Raw genomic sequence first — 20,121 nt, 5'->3', positions numbered from 1 at the left:
GCTCCTTATTTCGGGTCGTCCTCCAGCGCTTCCAGGTAGCGCTGGGCGTCGAGCGCAGCCATGCAGCCGGTGCCCGAGCTGGTGATCGCCTGGCGGTACACGTGGTCCTGCACGTCGCCGGCCGCGAACACGCCGGGAATATTGGTGGCGGTGGCCATGCCTTCCAGGCCCGAACGGGTGCGGATGTAGCCGTTCTGCATCTCAAGCTGGCCTTCAAAGATACCGGTATTCGGCTTGTGGCCGATTGCCACGAACAGGCCGTGCACGGCCAGGTCGCGGGTTTCGCCGGTAGCGGTGGACTTGATGCGCAGGCCGGTCACGCCGCTGTTGTCGCCCAGCACCTCGTCCAGGGTGTGGTTCAGTTCCAACACAATCTTGCCTTCCTGGACCTTGTGCATCAGGCGGTCGACCAGGATCGGTTCGGCGCGGAACTTGTCGCGGCGGTGGATCACGGTGACCTTGGAGGCGATGCCGGCCAGGTACAGGGCTTCCTCGACCGCGGTGTTGCCGCCGCCGATGACCGCGACTTCCTGGTTGCGGTAGAAGAAACCGTCGCAGGTGGCGCAGGCCGACACGCCCTTGCCCATGAAGGCCTGTTCCGAGGGCAGGCCAAGGTACTGGGCCGAGGCGCCGGTGGCGATGATCAGGGCGTCGCAGGTGAATTCGTGCGAGTCGCCCACCAGGCGGATCGGTTTCTCGTTCAGGTAGGTCGTGTGGATATGGTCGAACACGATCTCGGTGTTGAAGCGCTCCGCATGCTGCAGCAGGCGCTGCATCAGTTCCGGACCCTGCACGCCCAGCGGGTCGCCCGGCCAGTTCTCGACATCGGTCGTGGTCATCAGCTGGCCGCCCTGCTCGACGCCGGTCACCAGCATCGGCTTGAGGTTGGCGCGCGCGGCATAGACGGCCGCGCTGTAGCCGGCAGGACCGGAACCGAGAATCAGGACTTTGGCGTGTTTGGAAGTAGTCATGGAAGGCTTCGTATAGATATGAACAAGCGGAAACTGGGGGCGGCCTGCACGAGAATCAAGGGCGCGAATGAGACTGCGCGCGGAGACGGCGTGCGACATGCGTGCAACACGCGATTATAGTCGATGATGCAGGCGAGCATGAATCACGGGCCAGCTCAGCTGCATTTAGCTTAAAATGATCGCTTCCAGTTGGCGGCTCCCCGATAGCGCCCACTCATCGGACTCATTTATCGGCCGAACATTTCAGCAGTACCATGAGCAAGAATAGCCAAGCCAGCACCTCAGGATATACCCGCACCGCGAATACCGCCCGCCGGCCCTTGCCGGGGCGGCTGTCGCGCCTTCTGTCGGAAGCGCGCTGGATGGCCATGGCCGTCGCCTTCCTGTATTTCGTGCTGATCCTGCTCAGTTATAACAAGGGCGACCCGGGCTGGTCGCACGCCAATGCCGTCCCCAGGATCGCCAACCTGGGCGGCCAGGCCGGCGCCTGGCTATCCGACCTGCTGCTGTTCATCTTCGGTTTCTCCGCCTGGTGGTGGAGCGTGATCTTCCTGCGCGGCGTCTGGAAGGGCTGGCGCCGCCTCACCGACAAGCTGGCCGAGCCCGAGGAGCCGCCGCATTCCGGCGAGATGCTGGTGCGCTGGGCCGGCTTTGCCATCATGCTGGCCGGCAGCCTGGGCCTGGAATACCTGCGCATGTGGTCGTGGAACCTGGAGCTGCCGCGCGCCGCCGGCGGCGTGCTGGGCCAGCTGATCGGGCACTCGGCCCACGTCGCCTTCGGCTTTACCGGCGCGACCCTGCTGCTCCTGCTGCTGTTCGGCCTGGGCTTTTCGCTGTTCTTCCAGGTGTCCTGGCTGGCCGTGGCCGAGCGCATCGGCGAATCGGTCGAGAACACGATGGACTGGTTCCGCATGCGCATGGAAGACATCGAGGACCGCAGGCAGGGTGAAGCCGCAGCCGTCAAGCGCGACGAAGTGGTGGTGAACGAACGCCAGAAATACACCGAGAAGCACCCGACCCCGCCGCCGATCGTGAAGGCCGAGCCGGTGTTCGAGCTGGCGCATCCGCAAGCCGAACCGAGCGTGCTGCCGCCGTCGACGCCGGCCTCGCTGGCCATGCCCGCCGTGCCGACGTCGAACGCTGCCGCGCCGCCATCGGCGCAGGCCCCGGTACCGTCGATCAAGATCGAGCCGCAGATGGTCAGCGTGCCGAAGTCGGAACGCGCACAGAAGGAAATGCAGACCCCGTTGTTCCACGAGCTGGCCGGCGAATCCGGCCTTCCGCCGCTGGCGCTGCTGGACGAGGCGCCGCCGGCCCAGGAAACGGTGGCCGTGGAAACCCTGGAATTCACCAGCCGCCTGATCGAGAAGAAGCTGTCCGACTTCGGCGTCGAAGCCAAGGTCGTGGCCGCCTATCCGGGCCCGGTCGTCACCCGCTACGAGATCGAGCCGGCCACCGGCGTCAAGGGCAGCCAGATCGTCAACCTGGCGCGCGACCTGGCGCGTTCGCTGTCGCTCACCTCGATCCGCGTGGTCGAGACCATCCCGGGCAAGAACTACATGGCGCTCGAGCTGCCGAACCCGAAGCGCCAGATCGTGCGCCTGTCGGAGATCGTCGGTTCCAAGGTGTATGGCGACAGCGCCTCCGCGCTGACCGTCGCGCTGGGCAAGGACATTGCCGGCAAGCCGGTCTGCGCCGACCTGGCCAAGATGCCGCACCTGCTGGTGGCGGGTACCACCGGCTCGGGTAAATCGGTGGGCATCAACGCCACCATCCTGTCGCTGCTGTACAAATCCGACCCGGCGGACGTGCGCCTGATCCTGATCGACCCGAAGATGCTGGAGATGTCGGTGTACGAGGGCATTCCGCACCTGCTGGCGCCGGTGGTGACGGACATGCGCCAGGCCGGCCACGCCCTGAACTGGGCGGTGAACGAGATGGAGCGCCGCTACAAATTGATGTCCAAGCTGGGCGTGCGTAATCTGGCGGGCTACAACGGCAAGATCATGGAGGCGGCCAAGCGCGAGGAGCATATCCCGAACCCGTTCTCGATCATGCCGGACAATCCCGAGCCGCTGGAAAAGCTGCCGACCATCGTCATCATCATCGACGAACTGGCCGACCTGATGATGGTCGTGGGTAAAAAGGTGGAAGAGCTGATCGCCCGCATCGCCCAGAAGGCGCGTGCGGCCGGCATCCACCTGATCCTGGCGACCCAGCGCCCGTCGGTGGACGTGATCACCGGCCTGATCAAGGCGAACATCCCGACCCGCATCGCCTTCCAGGTCTCGTCCAAGATCGACTCGCGCACGATTCTCGACCAGATGGGCGCGGAAACCCTGCTGGGCATGGGCGACATGCTGTACATGCCCCCGGGGACCGGCCTGCCGATCCGCGTGCACGGCGCCTTCGTCTCGGACGACGAAGTGCATCGAGTTGTAAAACATCTGCAGTCGCTGGGTGAACCGAACTATATTGAAGGCATCCTGGAAGGCGGCACGCTGGAAGAGGGCAATGCCGAGGGCGTCCCGGCGGGCGAGGGCGGCGGCGAATCCGACGCGCTCTACGACCAGGCCGTGGCCGTGGTGCTCAAGAACCGCAAGGCCTCGATCTCGCTGGTGCAGCGCCACCTGCGCATCGGCTACAACCGGGCGGCGCGCCTGATCGAGCAGATGGAGCAGAGCGGCCTGGTGTCGCCGATGCAGTCGAACGGCAACCGCGACATCCTCGTGCCCGCCACGACCGCCGAATAACCCGTCGCCCACCCGCTGCGTAGCGCTTTTCGTAGGGTGGGCGGGTCTCCCGCCCACGCGTTCAACGCACGGTGGCGGACCACAACAAGAGGAATTCACATGAAATTCACGACTTACCGATTTGCTGCACTCATCGCAACCGCCGCGCTGGCCGCTTCCGGCGCCGCGAGCGCCGCCGCCCTCGACCAGTTCAAGACTTTTGTGGCCACCACCAAGTCCGCCAAGGGCGAATTCACCCAGCAGCAGCTTGGCAAGTCGAAGAACGGCAAGGTGGCCCCGGTCTCGAGCGGCAGCTTCGTGTTCGCCCGTCCGGGCAAGTTCATCTGGACCTACCAGAAACCCTACGAGCAGCTGCTGCAGGCCGACGGCGAGACCCTGTACATCTACGACAAGGACCTGAACCAGGTCACCACCCGCAAGCTGGGCAACGCGCTGGGCTCCTCGCCGGCCGCCATCCTGTTCGGCAGCAACGAGCTGGAAAAGAACTTCACCCTCACGGAGGCGGGCGAGCGCGACGGCGCCGAATGGCTGACCGCCGTGCCCAAGACCAAGGACACCAGCTTCGCGCAGATCGGCATCGGCCTGAAGGGCGGGGTGCCGGTGGCGATGGAACTGAAGGACGGGTTCGGCCAGGTATCGGTCCTGAAATTCACCAACTTCCAGCGCAATCCGGCCCTCGGCGCCCAGCAGTTCAAGTTCGACGTGCCGAAGGGCGCCGACGTGGTCAGCCAGTAAGCCGTCGGCTGCGGGGCGCGCGTTTGCGCGCAGCCCTGCAGCGCCTCCCGCCGGCGCGCCCATCGTTTACACTTGGCGCATGGACGACCTTTTCAAAACCGAACCTTCGCCACCGCTGGCCGAAGCGCTGCGCCCGCGCACCATCGACGATGTCATCGGCCAGAGCCACCTGCTGGGGCCCGGCAAGCCGCTGAACCTGGTGTTCAAGTCGGGCAAGCCGCACTCGATGATCCTGTGGGGGCCGCCCGGCGTGGGCAAGACCACGCTGGCGCGCCTGACCGCCTATGCCTTCGACTGCGAGTTCATCGCGCTGTCGGCGGTGCTCTCGGGCGTGAAGGACATCCGCGCCGCCGTCGAACAGGCCGAGCACTACCTGCAGCAGGGCAAGCACACGATCCTGTTCATCGACGAGATCCACCGCTTCAACAAGTCGCAGCAGGATGCCTTGCTGCCCTTCGTGGAGTCGGGCCTGGTGACCCTGATCGGCGCCACCACCGAGAATCCTTCCTTCGAGGTCAACTCGGCGCTCCTGTCGCGCTCGCAGGTCTACGTACTCAAGGCGCTCTCCGACGACGAGATGCGCCAGTTGTTGAAACGCGCGCAGGAGCGGGTGCTGCAGCAGCTGACGTTTGACGAGGTCGCGGTCGACACCCTGGTGGGCTATGCGGACGGCGATGCGCGCCGCTTCCTCAACCTGCTGGAGCAGACCAAGACGTCCGCCGAGACCTCGGGCGTCACGACCATCACCAAGGAATTTGTCGAGAACGCGCTGACCCTCAACGCGCGCCGTTTCGACAAGGGCGGCGATAATTTCTACGACCAGATCTCGGCCCTGCACAAGTCGGTGCGCGGCTCGCATCCGGACGCCGCGCTGTACTGGCTGTGCCGCATGCTGGACGGCGGCGCCGACGCCAAGTACCTGTCGCGCCGGATCGTGCGCATGGCCTGGGAAGACATCGGCCTGGCCGACCCGCGCGCGCTGCAGATCGCCAACGACGCCGCGACCACCTATGAACGCCTCGGTTCGCCCGAAGGCGAGCTGGCGCTGGGCCAGGCGGTCGTCTACCTGGCGATCGCGGCCAAGAGCAATGCCGGCTACAACGCCTTCAACGCAGCGATGGCTTTTGTCAAGAAGGACAAGTCGCGCGAGGTCCCGGTCCACCTGCGCAATGCGCCGACCAGGCTGATGAAGGAACTCGGCTACGGCCACGCCTATCGCTATGCCCACGACGAGCCGCATGCGTATGCGGCGGGCGAAACCTATCTGCCGGACGGGATGCCTGAGCCGGGCTGGTACCAGCCGGTGCCGCGCGGGGTGGAATCGAAGATTGCGGAAAAGCTGGCCTTCCTGCGCGGCCTCGACATTGATGCCAACGGGAACGAGGCCTAGAGCGTCCGAGAAAACCTCCATGGCAAGGAGTGCCGTCGAAGACAGTACGCCTGTACGGCGAGACGGTACGACGCAGCCATGGAGGTTTTATTGGGCGTTCTCAGCCTTCCTTTGCGGCCTTGAGCATCAGGCCGGACAGCTCATCGAAATAGGCGAGCGCCGCCGGCGTCAGGTCGACCTGCTTGCGGCGGTTGTCCTCGGTATCTGCCAGCACCAGCCAGCCCTTGCTGCGCATCGACTTGATGCGGGTGTGGATGGTTGCAGGCGCGCCCAGCTTCTCCTGGGACATCAGGTCGCGCACGGACAGGCGCTCCTCCGACTGCCGGGCGCGGCCCACCACGGCCAGGATCCGTTCCTCGAGCGGGTCGAGCGGCGGCAGTGCAGGCAGGGCGCGCAACGCATCCACCAGGTTCAGGAAGCGCAGGTAGAGGTCCGCGGGGCGGGTCGGTTTACCCATGTGCGGCCTCCAAAGAGGCGGGCAGGGACCTAAGTTGTTCGAGGTATAACATACGCTGATATAATATTTCGCTACAGAAGCAAAGCTTAACCTACCTCGCGCCTCAGGTCATGTCCGATAAGCAGTTAAAGTTCGCCATGGGCGCAGGGACCGCGGTCCTGTTTCTCGCCGCGATTGGTCTCAACGAACTCCTGTTCGCCCGTTTCGAGTTCGCCCGGGGCATCAGCTGGGTCTACCTGCCGGCCGGCGTGCGCCTGCTGTGCACGCTGTTGTTCGCCGAAGCGGGCGCGCTGGGCATCCTGTTCGCGTCCTGGCTGATCAGCTTCTGCTACTTCTTCCCCGACGACCCGATCCGTGCCTTCGCCGGCGGCATCGTCGCGGCGCTTGCGCCCTACCTGACCTACCGCATCCTGGTCGCCGGACGCATCGGCAGTTCGCTGGCCGGACTCGGCCCGTGGCGCCTGCTCGGCTGCGCCCTTGCGTTCTCGATCGCCAGCCCGGCGCTGCACCACATCTGGTTCGCGCTGCAGGGCCAGCGCGAGGGCCTGCTGGAAGGCTTCCTGGTGATGGCCAGCGGGGATTTCGTCGGCACCTGCATCGTGCTGTACAGCGCGAAGCTGGCGCTGTCGCTGCGCCGGCGCTGAGGCTGCTGCTTCCTTCGTCGCCCAATCCCCGGCCAACTGCCGGCTTCGTGCGGCCGGTCCGCACTTTGCGCATTCTGTCCCGTGTTTCGTGCGCTTCATCGCAAGTCGATGGCGATGGCGCGGTGCGATCGGTAAAGTTCAATCATACCGAATCACATCGAACCCCAAGGAGCACACCATGAACATCCGTAAAAACTTCGAAGCCGTCTTCCTCGCCGCCGCCGCACTGGGCCTGATCGCGAGCTATTCCACCGCCGGCGCCCGTCCGGTCGAGGTGGCGCAGCAGGAGACCGCCACCCTGATCGATTCGACCGTCCACGTCGTGGTCGTCAAGGCCCCGCGCCTGAGCGTTGCCGAAAAAGCCGGCCTGAAGTAATGCAGGGAAGAGCCGGCGAGACGCCCCGGTGGACGGTGATTGATCCCGTTGCCGAAACTCGCTGAGAATGTCCTTCGGCTTGGTACAATTGTGTTTTCGACACACGCAAGCCCAACCCGACATGATTGACATCCAATTTCTCCGCAAAGACATCGACACCGTCGCCGCGCGCCTGGCGACCCGCAAGTTCCAGCTCGACGTGGCCGGCTTCAACGCCCTCGAAGCGGAGCGCAAGGCGATCCAGACGCGCACCGAGGAACTGCAGGGCAAGCGCAATTCGCTGTCCAAACAGATCGGCATGATGAAGGGCAAGGGTGAAGACACCTCCAGCGTGATGGCGGAAGTGGCCGGCCTGGGCGACGAGCTGAAAGCCAACGAAGGGCTTCTCGCCGACGTGCAGGCGAAGATGGCGCGCTTCATGGAAGCGGTGCCGAACCTGCCGCACGACAGCACCCCGCAAGGCGCCGACGAATCGGGCAACGTCGAAGTGCGCAAGGTGGGGGCGCCGCGCAGCTTCGAATTCGCCGTGAAGGATCACGTCGACATCGGCGAACAGCTGGGCCTGGACTTCGACACCGCCACCAAGCTGACCGGTTCGCGCTTCTCGATGATGAAGGGCGGCATGGCGCGCCTGCACCGTGCGCTGGCCCAGTACATGCTCGACACCCACACGGCAAAGCACGGCTATACCGAGTGCTACACCCCGTACATGGTCAACGCCGACTCGCTGCGCGGCACCGGCCAGCTGCCGAAGTTCGAAGCCGACCTGTTCTCGGTGAAGAAGGGCGGCGCGGAAGGCGAGGGCGAGCACTTCTACCTGATCCCGACCTCGGAAGTCTCGCTCACCAACGTGGTGCGCGACGAGATCGTGGCGCTGGACCAGCTGCCGCTCAAGATGACCGCGCACACCCCGTGCTTCCGCTCGGAAGCCGGCAGCTACGGCCGCGACACCCGCGGCATGATCCGCCAGCACCAGTTCGACAAGGTAGAGCTGGTCCAGGTGGTGCACCCGGAACAGTCGTATGCGGCGCTGGAAGAGATGGTCGGCCAGGCCGAATTCATCCTGACCTCGCTGGGCCTGCCGTACCGCGTCATGTCCCTGTGTACCGGCGACATGGGTTTCTCGGCCGCCAAGACCTACGACCTGGAGGTGTGGCTGCCGGCGCAGAACACCTACCGCGAGATCTCGTCGCTGTCGAACTGCGAAGCCTTCCAGGCCCGCCGCATGGGCGCCCGCTTCCGCAACGCCGCCGGCAAGCCGGAACTGCTGCACACCCTGAACGGCTCCGGCCTGGCCGTGGGCCGCACCCTGGTGGCCGTGCTGGAGAACTACCAGCAGGCGGACGGCAGCGTGATCATTCCGGAAGTGCTGCGCCCCTACATGGGTGGGCTGGAGCGCCTGGTTCCGGCTGCCTGAAGACGGCCCGGGCAAGTTTTTCGTTTCAGCTGAATTTGCTCTTCCGTTTTTGCAAGAGCGTGGCTATAATGCGTGCTCTCGCTTACGAGCGACCGCAGCACCGATTCAGGAGAGGTGGCAGAGTGGTCGAATGTACCTGACTCGAAATCAGGCGTACGGGTGACCGTACCGTGGGTTCGAATCCCACCCTCTCCGCCAAGAAATTGAAAAGGGCCCCACTGGGGCCCTTTTCAATTTCTTGGCGGAGAGGAGCAAGGCCCCTGCGGGCCTTGCGCGTGGGATTCGAAGCCTCGCGCGTACTCGCGCGAGGGCGGCCCGCCGCAGGTGGGCGAATCCCACCCGCGAACAGGGCCCCTCGAAGGGGCCCTGTTCGCAACTGCATGCGCTAACACTGCTCTTGCAGCACCCACCGCACGACTCTTGCAATACTCCACCGCACTGCTCCTGCAATACCCACGAGCGCAGCTGTCAAAAAAATATTTTGCCAAACCTGCATCCAAACCCCTGCGTCCTGCGTAGAGCCTGTATCCGCTTCGTTTCAGCAACCCAAGCCGGAACCCTGCAACCCGGATGCAATCTCCATTCACCACTCGAAAGGACGCGACCATGAACGACCGTACCCCCACCAGGCTCCTCCTCACCCTCGCCCTCGGCGCCGCCCTTGCCGCCTGCGGCAGCAGCGGCGACAATACGACACTGCCCCCGCCGAGCACCACCCCGCCACCTACCCCCGTGAGCGCCGGCGACCTGGTCGTCCTCACCTCCGCCAACCGCCTCGTATCCTTCAACCGCGCCACGCCCGGAAGCGCCCGCACCTCGGTGGCCGTCACCGGCCTGCAGGCAAACGAGCAGCTGGTCGGCATCGATTACCGCCCCGCCGACGGCCAGCTGTACGGCGTCGGCAGCAGCGGCCGCATCTACACCCTGAATCCGGAAACCGGCGCCGCCACGCTCAAGGCGACCCTCGCCGCCGACGCCACCGACACCACCATGCCTTACACCGCCCTGAGCGGCGCCGACTTCGGCGTCGACTTCAACCCGGCGGCCGACCGCCTGCGCGTGGTGAGCAATACCGGCCAGAGCCTGCGTATCAACGTCGACACCGGCGCCACCACCACCGACGGCGCCATCAACGGCGGCGCCGCCAATACGGCGGTCACCGGGTCGGCCTACACCAATTCCTTCACCGGCACGGGCAGCACCACCCTGTATGCGCTGGACAGTGCCACCGACACCCTGTACGTGCAGAACCCGCCCAACAACGGCACCCTGGCCACGCCGGTGGCGCTGGGCGTCGACGTCGGTGCGGTGAACGGTTTCGACATCGACGCCAACACCAACCTGGGCTACGCCGTCGCCAGCGCGGGCGGCGTGCGCACCCTGTACACGATCAGCCTGTCCGCCACCGCGAGCGCGGCCACCTCGGCCGGAGCGCTGGCGCTGAGCGAGGACGTGCGCGGCCTGGCGGTGCGCACGTCGCCGACGCCGGTGGTGTTCGGCCTGACCGACGCCAACCGCATCGTGGCCTTCCGTCCCACTACCCCGAACGTGCTGACCGCCGACGTGGCGCTGGTCGGACTGAACGCCAACGAGACCCTGGTGGGCATCGACCTGCGTCCACGCGACGGCATGCTGTACGGCCTGAGCTCGACCGGGCGCATCCTGACCATCGACGCCGTCAGCGGCATCGTCACGCCCAAGGCCACCCTGGCCGCGGATCCGGCAGACACCACCCAGCCCTACGCCGGCATGGCGGGCACCATGTTCGCGGTGGACTTCAACCCGCTGGCGGACCGCCTGCGCGTGATCAGCAACACCGGCCAGAGCCTGCGGATCAACGTCGATACCGGCGCCACCACAACCGACGGCAGCATCAACCGCGCCGGCGCCATGCCGATGGTCACGGCGGCCGCCTACACCAACAGCATCCCGAACGCGGCCAGCACCCAGCTGTTCGACATCGATGTCGAGAGCGACAGCCTGGCGCTGCAGAATCCGCCGAACGACGGCGTGCTGGCCAATGTGGGACCGTTGGGCGTGGCCGCGGCGGGCGACGTCGGCTTCGACATCGGCGGCGGGGCCAACGGCATCGCCATGGCCGCGCTGCGCACCACGGCTGGCGGTCCGTCCTCGCTGTACCGGGTCGACCTGGCGACCGGCGCGGCGACCCTGGCCGGCGGCACCGCCAACCCGGCGCTGTCGGTGGCCGGCAGCGGACTCGGCCTGCGCGACATCGCGATCTCGCTGCGCTAAGGGGGGAAGGCCGTTCCGGCGCGGGCCGGAACGGCGTCAGATGCGGACGGCCCGTCCGATGAAGAGGATCGGGCCGGTCGGACGGCCGATCGGCGAGCCGGCCGGCGGCTCGAGGGTGATCTCGAACAGCTGGTTCGGCTGCAGCGGCGGCAGGCCGCGCAGCGGCACGTCGACCGCCTTGCCCGGCTCGACCAGGCCGAGCGAGACCGGGCCGGTCCAGCCGTCGGCCTTGGTCCACAGTTGCAGCGCGCGCGCCGGGGGCAGCTCGGTGGCGCGCAGGGGCACCAGGCGCAGCCTGCCGTCCTGTTCCGACTGCAGCACCCAGCCGGGCGACATGGTCTGCGGCGCCGCCAGCACGACCGTGTAGCGCGGCGCCGGCGCCTGCGGTTGCAGCGTGATGACGGCCATCGCGAAGGCGGACGCGAAGCCGGCCGCGGCCAGGCCGCGCCACAGGCCGAGCCGGTCCCACCAGCCCGGCTGCGCAGGGGCAGGGCGGACGCGGGCCGCCAGCGAGGCTTCGATCCGGGGCCACAACCGCGGCGAAGGGGCTTCCGGTTCGACCAGTGCCGTGAGCGGCAGCAAGCGCGCTTCCCATGCGGCGACGGCGTCGCGCAGGGCCGGGTCATCGGCCAGGGCGCCTTCCAGCGCGCGGCGCTCGGCATACGGCAGCGTACCGAGCACGTATTCGCCGGCCAGTTCGTGCGGATCGCGGGGTGATGGCGCCGTCATCCCATGCACTCCCGCAAGGCGCTCAGGCCGCGCTTGATCCAGGCCTTCACGGTGCCGAGGGGGGATTGCAGGCGCTGCGCGATCTCGCTGTGCGAGCAGCCGTCGATGTAGGCGTACAGGATGCTGGTGCGCTTGGCGGCGTCGAGTCCAACCAGGCAGTCGTGCAGGCGGCCGATGTCCTGGCGCAGGGCAAAGGCGTCGTCGGCGCCCGCGAGCTGCGCATTGCCGTCGGCTAGTTCATCCAGCAGATCGCCGTCGACGGCGAGTTCGCGCTCCCCGCTGCGCACCAGGCTGAGCGCCTGGTTGCGCACCACGCTGTAGATCCACCCGCGTCCTGCGCCGCGCGCCGGATCGAAGCTGGCGGCGCGGGTCCAGATGTTCAGGAAGGCGTCGTGCAGCACGTCTTCCGCCAGCTGGCGATGGCGCACGATGCGCAGCGCCAGGCCCAGCAGCCGGCTGCCGTCCAGGTCATAGATACGGCGCAGCGCCGCCTGCTCGCCGCGTGCGCAGGCGGCCAATGCCGCTTCGTAGTCGAATTCGCTGGCCGCAGTCATGCGGGATGCCATGTGGTCATCGCTTAGTCTGTTTGTATTGTTGCTTCAATAATAAGGCATAAGCGGCGTGATCGAGCGCGCGTTCTTGAATGGCGGCGGGCCGATGCGTTGCAGAGGCGGGTCGCGCTGGCAGCATCACACCGTGTCCTGGGGCAGGGTGCGTGAAATATTATTCCCTTTTGACTGCTATTGTGAAATTTAATTTCACTGCAATAAGTGTCGGTGGGGTGCGGATCGGTAACTGGACAGTTTGAGCTTCCACAAGTGCCACACAGCCGCTATAATGCGGCCTCGCTTACGCGACCACGCAGCACCGATTCAGGAGAGGTGGCAGAGTGGTCGAATGTACCTGACTCGAAATCAGGCGTACGGGTGACCGTACCGTGGGTTCGAATCCCACCCTCTCCGCCAAGAAATTGAAAAGGGCCCCACCGGGGCCCTTTTCAATTTCTTGGGGGAGAGGAGCAAGGCCCTGAGGGCCTTGCGCGTGGGATTCGAAGCCTCGCGCGTACTCGCGCGAGGGCGGCCCGCCGCAGGTGGGCGAATCCCACCGCGAACAGGGCCCCTCGAAGGGGCCCTGTTCGCAACTACCCGCGTCACCACTGCTCCTGCCGAAGCTCCCGTCCGGGATGCGAATCCTCGCGCGTACTCGCGCGAGGGGTGGGCGCACCGCGCCCACGCCGGAGGTGGGCGAATCCCACCGCGAACAGGGCCCTCGACCGGGCCTTGCTCGTAGCTGCCCACGTCTCCACTCCAGCCGCCACCCCTCCGTCATCCTTTGACACCCCCAAAACCCCGATGTTATATTGCCCAACTACCATTGGTAACGTTTCCAACCCGATTTCCACGGAGAACACATGAGAACGAGACGACAAGCCCTCCAGTTGCTGTGCGCCGCCGGCCTGGCGCCGGCCCTGATGGGACACGGCGCACGGGCCGCCGGCGGATGGCAGGTCGTGACCACCGCCAAGGGAGGGACCACGCCTTTCGCCGCGCAGGCGCTGCCGGAACCGGCCCCATCCGGCCAGCCGCTGGAGACCGAGACCGCCGTGTTCGTCGACAGCCGGCAGCGCTACCAGGAGGTGTTCGGGTTCGGAGGCGCCATCACCGACGCCGTGGCCGAGGTCTACGTGAAGCTGAAGCCGGCTGCGCAAAAGGAATTCCTGTCCGCCTATTTCGACCCGCGCCAGGGCCTGGGCTACACCGTGGTCCGCACCACGATCCACAGCTCCGACTTCAGCAGCGGCAGCTATACCTACGTGCGGGACGGCGACCGCACACTGGACTCGTTCAGCATCGAACACGACATGCAATACCGCGTGCCTCTGCTGCGCCAGGCGCTGGCGGCGAGCAAGGCCGGCGGCGCCCGGTTGCGCGTGTTCGCCAGTCCCTGGAGTGCCCCGGCCTGGATGAAGACCAACAACAACATGCTACGCGGCGGCAGCCTGAATCCGGGCGACCGTGCGCTGTGGGCGCAGTACTACGTGAAATTCGTGCAGGCGTATGAAAAGGCGGGTATCCCGATCTGGGGCCTGTCGGTGCAGAACGAACCGATGGCGACCCAGCGCTGGGAATCGATGATCTACAGCGCCGAGGAAGAAACCCGCTTCCTGGGGGACTTCCTCGGCCCCGCCTTGAAGAAGGCCGGCCTGGGCGACAAGAAGATCGTGGTCTGGGACCACAACCGCGATCTGCTGCCCCAGCGGGCGGCCCATATCCTGTCGGACCCGAAGGCACGTCCCTACGTCTGGGGCGTGGGCTTCCACTGGTACGAGACCTGGACCAAGGGCGCACCGATGCACGCCAACGTGGCGGCCGTCCACCAGGCCTTTCCGGACGTGAACCTGCTCCTCACCGAGGCCACGGTCGAAAAATTCGACCCGGCCCGGCTGCAGCACTGGGCCAACGGGGAACGCTACGGCGGCGAGATCATCGCCGACCTGAACGCCGGTGCGGTCGGCTGGATCGACTGGAACATGCTGCTCGACAGCCGCGGTGGCCCGAACCACGTGGGCAACTTCTGCTTCGCGCCGCTGCACGCGAGCGACGAGGGCGAGCTGGTTTACACGCCGAGCTTCGCCTACCTGGGCCACTTCACGCGCTACATCAGGCCGGGCGCACGTCGCATCAGCGCGGCGAGCAGCCGCAGCAGTCTCGCAACGACCGCCTTCCGCAATACCGATGGCAGCCTGGCGATCGTGGTGATGAACCAGACCGGCCAGGCGCAGAAGTACCGCCTGATCGTGGACCGCAAGGAAGTCACGGTCGACATCCCGGCGCATGCGATCCAGACCGTTTTGTGCTAGCAGGCCTGCCGGTCGCGCTGCGAAAAAAAAGGAATGAGCCCCGGCGGCAATGCTGTTCAGTTAGCGTAAAAATGTAGGGTGGTCGGCTCTGCCGACCGCGCGTTCAGCTTACAGATGCTCTGTGGCGGAGCATATTTGAGTTGAACGCGCGGCCGGGAAACCCGGCCACCCTACCTTTATCTGAACGGCATGAGAGCCCCGGCGGGGCTCTTTTGTTTTCGATGCCGCGGCCGCGCCGGCGGTGTCGCCTTGCGTGGGGGCGAAGACTAGAAGGCTTCCCACTCCTGCGCCGCATCCGCCTCGGCAGGCTGCTTTGCCGGCGGCGTTTTCCGTTTCGCGGAGCCGGCTGCGGGCTGCGGACGTACGGGCGCGGCGACCGCAAGGCGTACGCCGCCTGCAGCCTGCCTGGCCGGAACGCGGGCAGGCGTTTCCGTCAGCCGGAACACGCTGACCACCTGCGCCAGGTGCGCCGACTGCTCCTGCATCGATTGCGAGGCCGCCGCGGCTTCCTCGACCAGCGCCGCATTCTGCTGGGTCACCTGGTCCATCTGGCTGACCGCTTCGTTGATCTGCTCGATACCTGCGGTCTGCTCCTGCGCCGCAGACATGATCTCGGCCATGATGTCGGTCACGCGCTGGACGCTGTCGACGATCTCGTTCATCGTGGCGCCTGCCTGGCCGACCAGCTTGCCGCCGGCCTCCACCTTCCCGACCGAATCGCCGATCAGCACCTTGATCTCTTTCGCTGCCGCCGCCGAGCGCTGCGCCAGGTTGCGCACTTCGGATGCGACCACCGCGAAGCCGCGTCCCTGTTCGCCCGCACGCGCCGCTTCCACGGCGGCGTTGAGCGCAAGGATGTTGGTCTGGAAGGCGATGCCGTCGATGACGCCGATGATGTCGGCAATCTTCTTCGACGAATCGTTGATCGCCCCCATCGTGTCCACCACCTGCGCGACCACCGCGCCGCCGCGGCTGGCCACTTCGGAGGCCGACACGGCCAGCGAGTTGGCCTGGCGCGCATTGTCCGCGCTTTGCTTGACGGTCGAGGTCAGTTCTTCCATCGACGACGCCGTCTCTTCGAGCGCGCTGGCCTGCTCTTCGGTACGCTGGGACAGGTCGAGATTGCCGCTTGCGATCTGGCTGGACGCCGTCGCGATCGTGTCGGTGCCGGTACGCACTTCGGCGACGATCTGGGCCAGGCTGTCGCGCATGCGCCTGATCGCAGCCATCATGCTGGTCTCATCGCCGGCGCGCAGCGCGATATCGACGCTCAGGTCGCCGGCGGCAATGCGCCCGGCGACCGCCATGGCGACATCCGGTTCGCCGCCCAACTGCCTGACCAGGGAGCGGGCGATGTATACCGCCAGGGCCAGCCCGAGTGCGACCGCTGCCAGCATCAGGCCGATGATCGCCGTGCGCGCGCTGTCGAAGAGTGCGTCCCCGTTCTTGCTGGCGGCGACGCCGCCAGCCTCGTTCAGGTCGCTCAGCTTGACCAGGTCGGCGCTCGCTTCATTGAACAGCTTCTGGGCTTCGCCACGCACCAGGGCTTTCGCTTCATCGTTCTGGCTGGCGCGCGACAGGGCGACCACTTTCTTGTGCTCGGCAAGGTAGGCCGTCCAGTGCGACTTGAAGCGGTCGAAGGCCTGCTGCTCCTCCGGCGACGCGACCAGCCTGGCGTAAACCGCGACGCCTTGGTCGATCGCGCTGCCGAGCTTGGCAAGTTCCTTTTCGTATTTCACCATCTCGGCTTCGTCGACCGACAGCACGTGCTGCAGCTCGGCCCCGCGGTAGTCGGAGGTCGCCGTGTTCAGGTCGCCGGCGGCGCGGGTGCTCGGCAACCAGTTGGTTTCCAGCTCGGTAGAGATCCCGTTGACCCGGTCGAGCTGCACGACCGAAAAGATGCCGAGTGCGCCCATGAGCGCCAGCACCATGCCGAATGCGACGACCAGCCTGGTCGCCACCTTGAGCTTGTTAATCCATTGCATGTTTGCTCCTGTATTCCCGTTGAGTATGCCCGCGTAAGCCTTGCAAGGCGTCAAATGTCGTCGCTTACAGGCCCTGTTTCCAGGGCCGGATGTCGCTCTATGCCCAGCATACTGCAGAGTAGGATTGCTCCTACAGAAAGTTAATTTCCTCACCACAATTTATTCACAACTGTTGTCTTCGCCCTACATTGGGTTCCAGCGCAGCTGGCATGACTGCTTTCAGCTGATGCTTTTTGCGTTTCGACGCCTGTGCTTGGTGGCCAATCCGTTGAGTTCCTTCCCCAAATTTGACCGCCCGCAAACCAGCTGCGCTTCGTTGGTTTTTCCTTTCCAGCCAAACTCATCTGTCAGTCATTCGTCAGATGCGCGGCCGAGGATCGATCTGTCATCCACGCACCGTCTCGGTGAATTTTGGCAATCCATCCAGGAGGAAACATGAGTACCCGCTCCCTGCGCAGTCCGCGCCTCCCTTGCCCCCCTCACTGCAGCGCTCTGGCACTGGCCATCGGCGCCGCCCTGCTGTCCGCATGCCAGTGGGCGGGCGGCGGCCGTGTCGACGAGCTCAACAACTTGCGCGGCCCGACCCGCGACCTCACGGTCGAACTGCGCGAAGGCACCAACATGGCGGCGGCGCCGTCGCCCGACGGCAGGCAGGTCGTGTTTTCCGCCCAGGGCGCCCTGTGGATCATCCCGCGCGAGGGCGGGGAGGCCCGGCGCATCACCGACTGGCGGGTCGAGCCGACCCATCCCGTGTGGTCACCCGACGGCAGGCGCATCGCCTTCCAGAACTACGCACCGGAAGGGAACTTCCATATCTGGACGATCCGGCCGGACGGGCGCGACCTGCGCGAGCACACCACCGGCCCCTACGACGACCGCGAACCGGCCTGGCTGCCCGACGGCAGCGGCCTGGTGTTCTCGTCCGACCGCAGCAACGACGGCCAGTACAAGATCTGGCGCGTGGCGCTCGGCGGCGGCGCACCGGTGCAGCTCACCACCGGCCCGGGGGCCGAGAGCCACCCGGTGGTATCGCCGGACGGGGCCCGCCTGGCCTATGTCGATGGCGCCAACGTGGTGACCGCGCCGCTCGCGGGCGGCGCGCCGACGGTGGTGGCGTCCGGCGCCGCCCCGGCCTGGCTGCCTGACGGCAGCGCGCTGGTGTACCAGAACGCGGCGCGCCAGCTGGTCGTGGGGGGAACGGTGGTCACCAGCAACGAAGACATCTTCCCGTTCCCCGTCCGTTTCCTTCCGGACGGGCGCTTCCTGTACACCGCCGACGGCCGCATCCGCGTGCGCGACGCGGCCGGCGCGAACCCGGCCGACATCGGGTTCCGCGCCCAGCTCGGATTGCGCCGGCCGGCGATCCGCGAAGGGAAAGACCGCGAGTTCGACAACGTCAAGCCGCGCCGGGTGCTGGGCATCAGCGCCCCGGCCCTGTCGCCGGACGGGCGCAGCATCGCCTTCGTGGCCCTGAACGACGTCTGGACCATGCGCATCGGCGACGATCCCGTGCGCCTGACGAACGATCCCGACCGCGACCTCAACCCGCAGTGGACCGCGGACGGGCGCGCGGTGTACTTCTCGTCCGAGCGCAACAACGCCGGGCAGCTGGCGGTGGACCAGGTCGAGCTTGGGACCGGCGCCCGCACCCGGCTGGCCGCCATTCCCGGCCGCTCGATGGCCACGCCCAGGCTGTCGCCGGACGGCGGCCGCATCGCCTACACCACGCTGTCGGGCCAGCTCGAGATCTGGAACCGGGCCGCCGGCAGCTTCGAGCTGATCCTGCCTTCGCTCAGCACCCAGGTCAGCACGCCGCAATGGACGCCGGACGGCCAGCGCATCCTGCTGGTCGATAACGAGCGGATCAACAACCGCTTCCGCGAGGGCTACAACAAGCTGCGCGTGATCGACCTGGCCACGCGCACCGGCGCCTTCCATGCCGTGGCCCCGGCGCCGCGCCAGATCTCCGAGCGCGACGAAGGCGCCGCCGTGCTTTCTCCGGACGGCACGAAAGTGGCGTTCATCATGGACTCGCGCCTGCACGTGATTCCCGTCGACGCCGCCGGCGCGCCTACCGGCCCGGCGCGCCAGGTGAACGAGGACGTCGCCGACCTGCCGTCCTGGGGCGGCGACTCGCAGACCATCCTGTACAAATCGGCCGAGCGGGTGCGCACCGTGCGCGTGGACGGCGGCGCCAGGCGCGACATTCCCATCAGGCTGCACTGGCGCCAGGCGGTGCCCGAGGGCCGCACCGTGATCCACGCCGGCAGGCTGTGGGACGGCGTCGGCGCCAGCCTGCGCCACGACGTCGACATCGTCGTCGAGGGCAACCGGATCGTGTCGGTGGCGCCGCACACCGGGCATGCCGCCGGCGCGCGCGTGGTCGACGCCAGCGGGCTGACCGTGATGCCTGGGCTGATCGAAACCCACCTGCACCCGCTGACGCTGTACCAGGGCGGCCAGTTCGGCCAGATCGCCCAGCTGATGCTGTCCTACGGGATCACCACGGCGCAGTCGGTGGGCGGACCGCTGCACCAGAGCGTCGAGCTGCGCGAGGCGCTCGAGGCCGGCAAGCTGCTCGGGCCGCGCCTGTTCGTGTCGCCCCCGCTATGGGAGGGCAACCGCCAGTTCTACAGCTTCGCGCGCAGCCTGCGCACCCCGGGCATCGCCGAGCTCGAGATCGCCAAGGCCAAGCGTTTCGACGTCGACTTCCTGAAGAGCTACGTGCGGGCGCCGATCCCGGTCATGGCGCGCATCGCACAGGGAGCGCTCGACCTGCGCATCCCGAGCGGCACCCACATGGTGCAGCCGGGCGCGGCGACCGGCCTGGGTGGGACCACCCACCTGTCCGCCACCCAGCGCATGGGCTACGGCTGGTCGAAGTCCTTCGTGCGCGCGATCACCTACCAGGACGCGGCCGACGTGTACGGCAAGGGCGACTTCCACCTGATCGACACCCTGTTCTCGGCCGGCGCGCTGGCCGGGCTGGACCCGGACATCGTGAGCGACCCGCGTTTCGTGCTGGTGCCGCCCAACTTCGTGCCGGGACTGCAGAACGCGCAGCCGCCTACCGCCACCCAGTTGGCCTCGATCATCAACGACGCCACCCAGCAGGCCAAGGTGCGCGCGGCCGGCGCGCTGGTGGCCAACGGCACCGATTCGCCCCTGGTGGTGCCCGGCATCTCGCTGCACCTGAACATGCGCGGCGCGGCGCTGGTGCAGGGCAATCTGGCGGCGCTGTATTCCGTCACGCGCGACGCGGCGCGCGTCGCCCTGGTCGGCAAGGACCTGGGCACGGTCGAGCAGGGCAAGCTGGCCGACCTGATCGCCGTGGGCGGCGACCCGCTGCTCGACCTGCGCGCCGCGGCCGATGTGCGCTTCGTGGTCAGGAACGGCCGGGTGATCACGCAGGACGAGATCCTGGCGCCGGCGCGCACGCCGCGACAACTGGCGGCGCGGGAGGAGGCGCTGGCGGCCTGGAAGGCGCAGTGCCGCGCGCAGCCGCACGCATGCGAAGGGGGCGGCGGTCACGCGCACTGAGCCATCGGGCT

The 20,121-nt window shown here is 66.8% G+C and carries 14 protein-coding genes and 2 tRNA genes; 11 read left to right on the top strand and 5 right to left on the bottom strand.

The window, feature by feature from the left end:
* Positions 1–5: 5 nt before the first annotated feature.
* Positions 6–971: a thioredoxin-disulfide reductase gene (gene trxB, locus AC56KL_RS06000; RefSeq protein ID WP_497179241.1), complete on the bottom strand. Its 966-nt coding sequence runs from the start codon at positions 969–971 to the stop codon at positions 6–8.
* A 254-nt stretch (positions 972–1,225) separates the two neighbouring features.
* On the opposite strand from trxB, the gene AC56KL_RS05995 reads away from it, so the two are divergent.
* The 3 genes from AC56KL_RS05995 to AC56KL_RS05985 all read left to right on the top strand — a co-directional run bounded on the left by AC56KL_RS05995 (position 1,226) and on the right by AC56KL_RS05985 (position 5,849).
* Positions 1,226–3,724 carry a DNA translocase FtsK gene (locus tag AC56KL_RS05995; protein WP_497179240.1) on the top strand — a complete coding sequence of 833 codons (2,499 nt, stop codon included), beginning with the start codon at positions 1,226–1,228 and terminating at the stop codon, positions 3,722–3,724.
* A 99-nt stretch (positions 3,725–3,823) separates the two neighbouring features.
* Entirely contained in the window at positions 3,824–4,459 is a 636-nt protein-coding gene (gene lolA / locus AC56KL_RS05990) for an outer membrane lipoprotein chaperone LolA (protein ID WP_497179239.1), read from the top strand.
* Positions 4,460–4,538: 79 nt separating this feature from the next.
* Positions 4,539–5,849 (top strand): replication-associated recombination protein A, encoded by a 1,311-nt coding sequence (locus tag AC56KL_RS05985; protein WP_497179238.1) that lies wholly within the window; start codon positions 4,539–4,541, stop codon positions 5,847–5,849.
* A gap of 100 nt (positions 5,850–5,949) precedes the next feature.
* Here AC56KL_RS05985 and AC56KL_RS05980 read toward each other — a convergent pair whose 3' ends face one another.
* Positions 5,950–6,306 carry a winged helix-turn-helix domain-containing protein gene (locus AC56KL_RS05980; RefSeq protein WP_497179237.1) on the bottom strand — a complete coding sequence of 119 codons (357 nt, stop codon included), beginning with the start codon at positions 6,304–6,306 and terminating at the stop codon, positions 5,950–5,952.
* Between the two features lie 110 nt (positions 6,307–6,416).
* Here AC56KL_RS05980 and AC56KL_RS05975 point away from each other — a divergent pair, with 110 nt between their 5' ends.
* From AC56KL_RS05975 to AC56KL_RS05955, 5 genes are all read left to right on the top strand, one after another.
* Positions 6,417–6,950: a hypothetical protein gene (locus AC56KL_RS05975; RefSeq protein ID WP_497179236.1), complete on the top strand. Its 534-nt coding sequence runs from the start codon at positions 6,417–6,419 to the stop codon at positions 6,948–6,950.
* Positions 6,951–7,128: 178 nt separating this feature from the next.
* The gene (locus AC56KL_RS05970; protein WP_497179235.1) at positions 7,129–7,326 is read left to right on the top strand and encodes a hypothetical protein; all 198 of its coding nucleotides are present in this window, start codon (positions 7,129–7,131) and stop codon (positions 7,324–7,326) included.
* A 121-nt stretch (positions 7,327–7,447) separates the two neighbouring features.
* On the top strand, positions 7,448–8,743 hold the full coding sequence (serS, locus tag AC56KL_RS05965; protein ID WP_497179234.1) for a serine--tRNA ligase: 1,296 nt from the start codon (positions 7,448–7,450) through the stop codon (positions 8,741–8,743).
* Positions 8,744–8,851: 108 nt separating this feature from the next.
* Positions 8,852–8,941 (top strand) — tRNA-Ser (locus AC56KL_RS05960).
* Between the two features lie 408 nt (positions 8,942–9,349).
* Positions 9,350–10,996 carry a DUF4394 domain-containing protein gene (locus AC56KL_RS05955; protein WP_497179233.1) on the top strand — a complete coding sequence of 549 codons (1,647 nt, stop codon included), beginning with the start codon at positions 9,350–9,352 and terminating at the stop codon, positions 10,994–10,996.
* 36 nt (positions 10,997–11,032) lie between these two features.
* On the opposite strand, the gene AC56KL_RS05950 is transcribed toward AC56KL_RS05955, so the two are convergent.
* Both AC56KL_RS05950 and AC56KL_RS05945 read right to left on the bottom strand, forming a co-directional pair.
* Complete coding sequence (locus AC56KL_RS05950; RefSeq protein ID WP_497179232.1) at positions 11,033–11,725, bottom strand: anti-sigma factor; 693 nt, start codon at positions 11,723–11,725, stop codon at positions 11,033–11,035.
* On the bottom strand, positions 11,722–12,291 hold the full coding sequence (locus AC56KL_RS05945; protein WP_497179231.1) for a sigma-70 family RNA polymerase sigma factor: 570 nt from the start codon (positions 12,289–12,291) through the stop codon (positions 11,722–11,724). The genes AC56KL_RS05950 and AC56KL_RS05945 overlap by 4 nt, the downstream gene beginning before the upstream one ends.
* Before the next feature lie 309 nt (positions 12,292–12,600).
* On the opposite strand from AC56KL_RS05945, the gene AC56KL_RS05940 reads away from it, so the two are divergent.
* Positions 12,601–12,690, top strand: a tRNA-Ser gene (locus tag AC56KL_RS05940).
* 446 nt (positions 12,691–13,136) lie between these two features.
* Complete coding sequence (locus AC56KL_RS05935) at positions 13,137–14,585, top strand: glycoside hydrolase family 30 protein (RefSeq protein WP_497179230.1); 1,449 nt, start codon at positions 13,137–13,139, stop codon at positions 14,583–14,585.
* A 266-nt stretch (positions 14,586–14,851) separates the two neighbouring features.
* Here AC56KL_RS05935 and AC56KL_RS05930 read toward each other — a convergent pair whose 3' ends face one another.
* Complete coding sequence (locus AC56KL_RS05930; protein WP_497179229.1) at positions 14,852–16,570, bottom strand: methyl-accepting chemotaxis protein; 1,719 nt, start codon at positions 16,568–16,570, stop codon at positions 14,852–14,854.
* Between the two features lie 435 nt (positions 16,571–17,005).
* On the opposite strand from AC56KL_RS05930, the gene AC56KL_RS05925 reads away from it, so the two are divergent.
* Entirely contained in the window at positions 17,006–20,110 is a 3,105-nt protein-coding gene (locus AC56KL_RS05925) for a hypothetical protein (protein WP_497179228.1), read from the top strand.
* Positions 20,111–20,121: the final 11 nt, after the last annotated feature.

This window comes from Telluria sp. ZB4P34, from assembly GCF_059686055.1.
The sequence above is the reverse complement of the archived record's forward strand: the minus strand, read 5'-3'. Positions and strand labels throughout refer to the sequence as shown.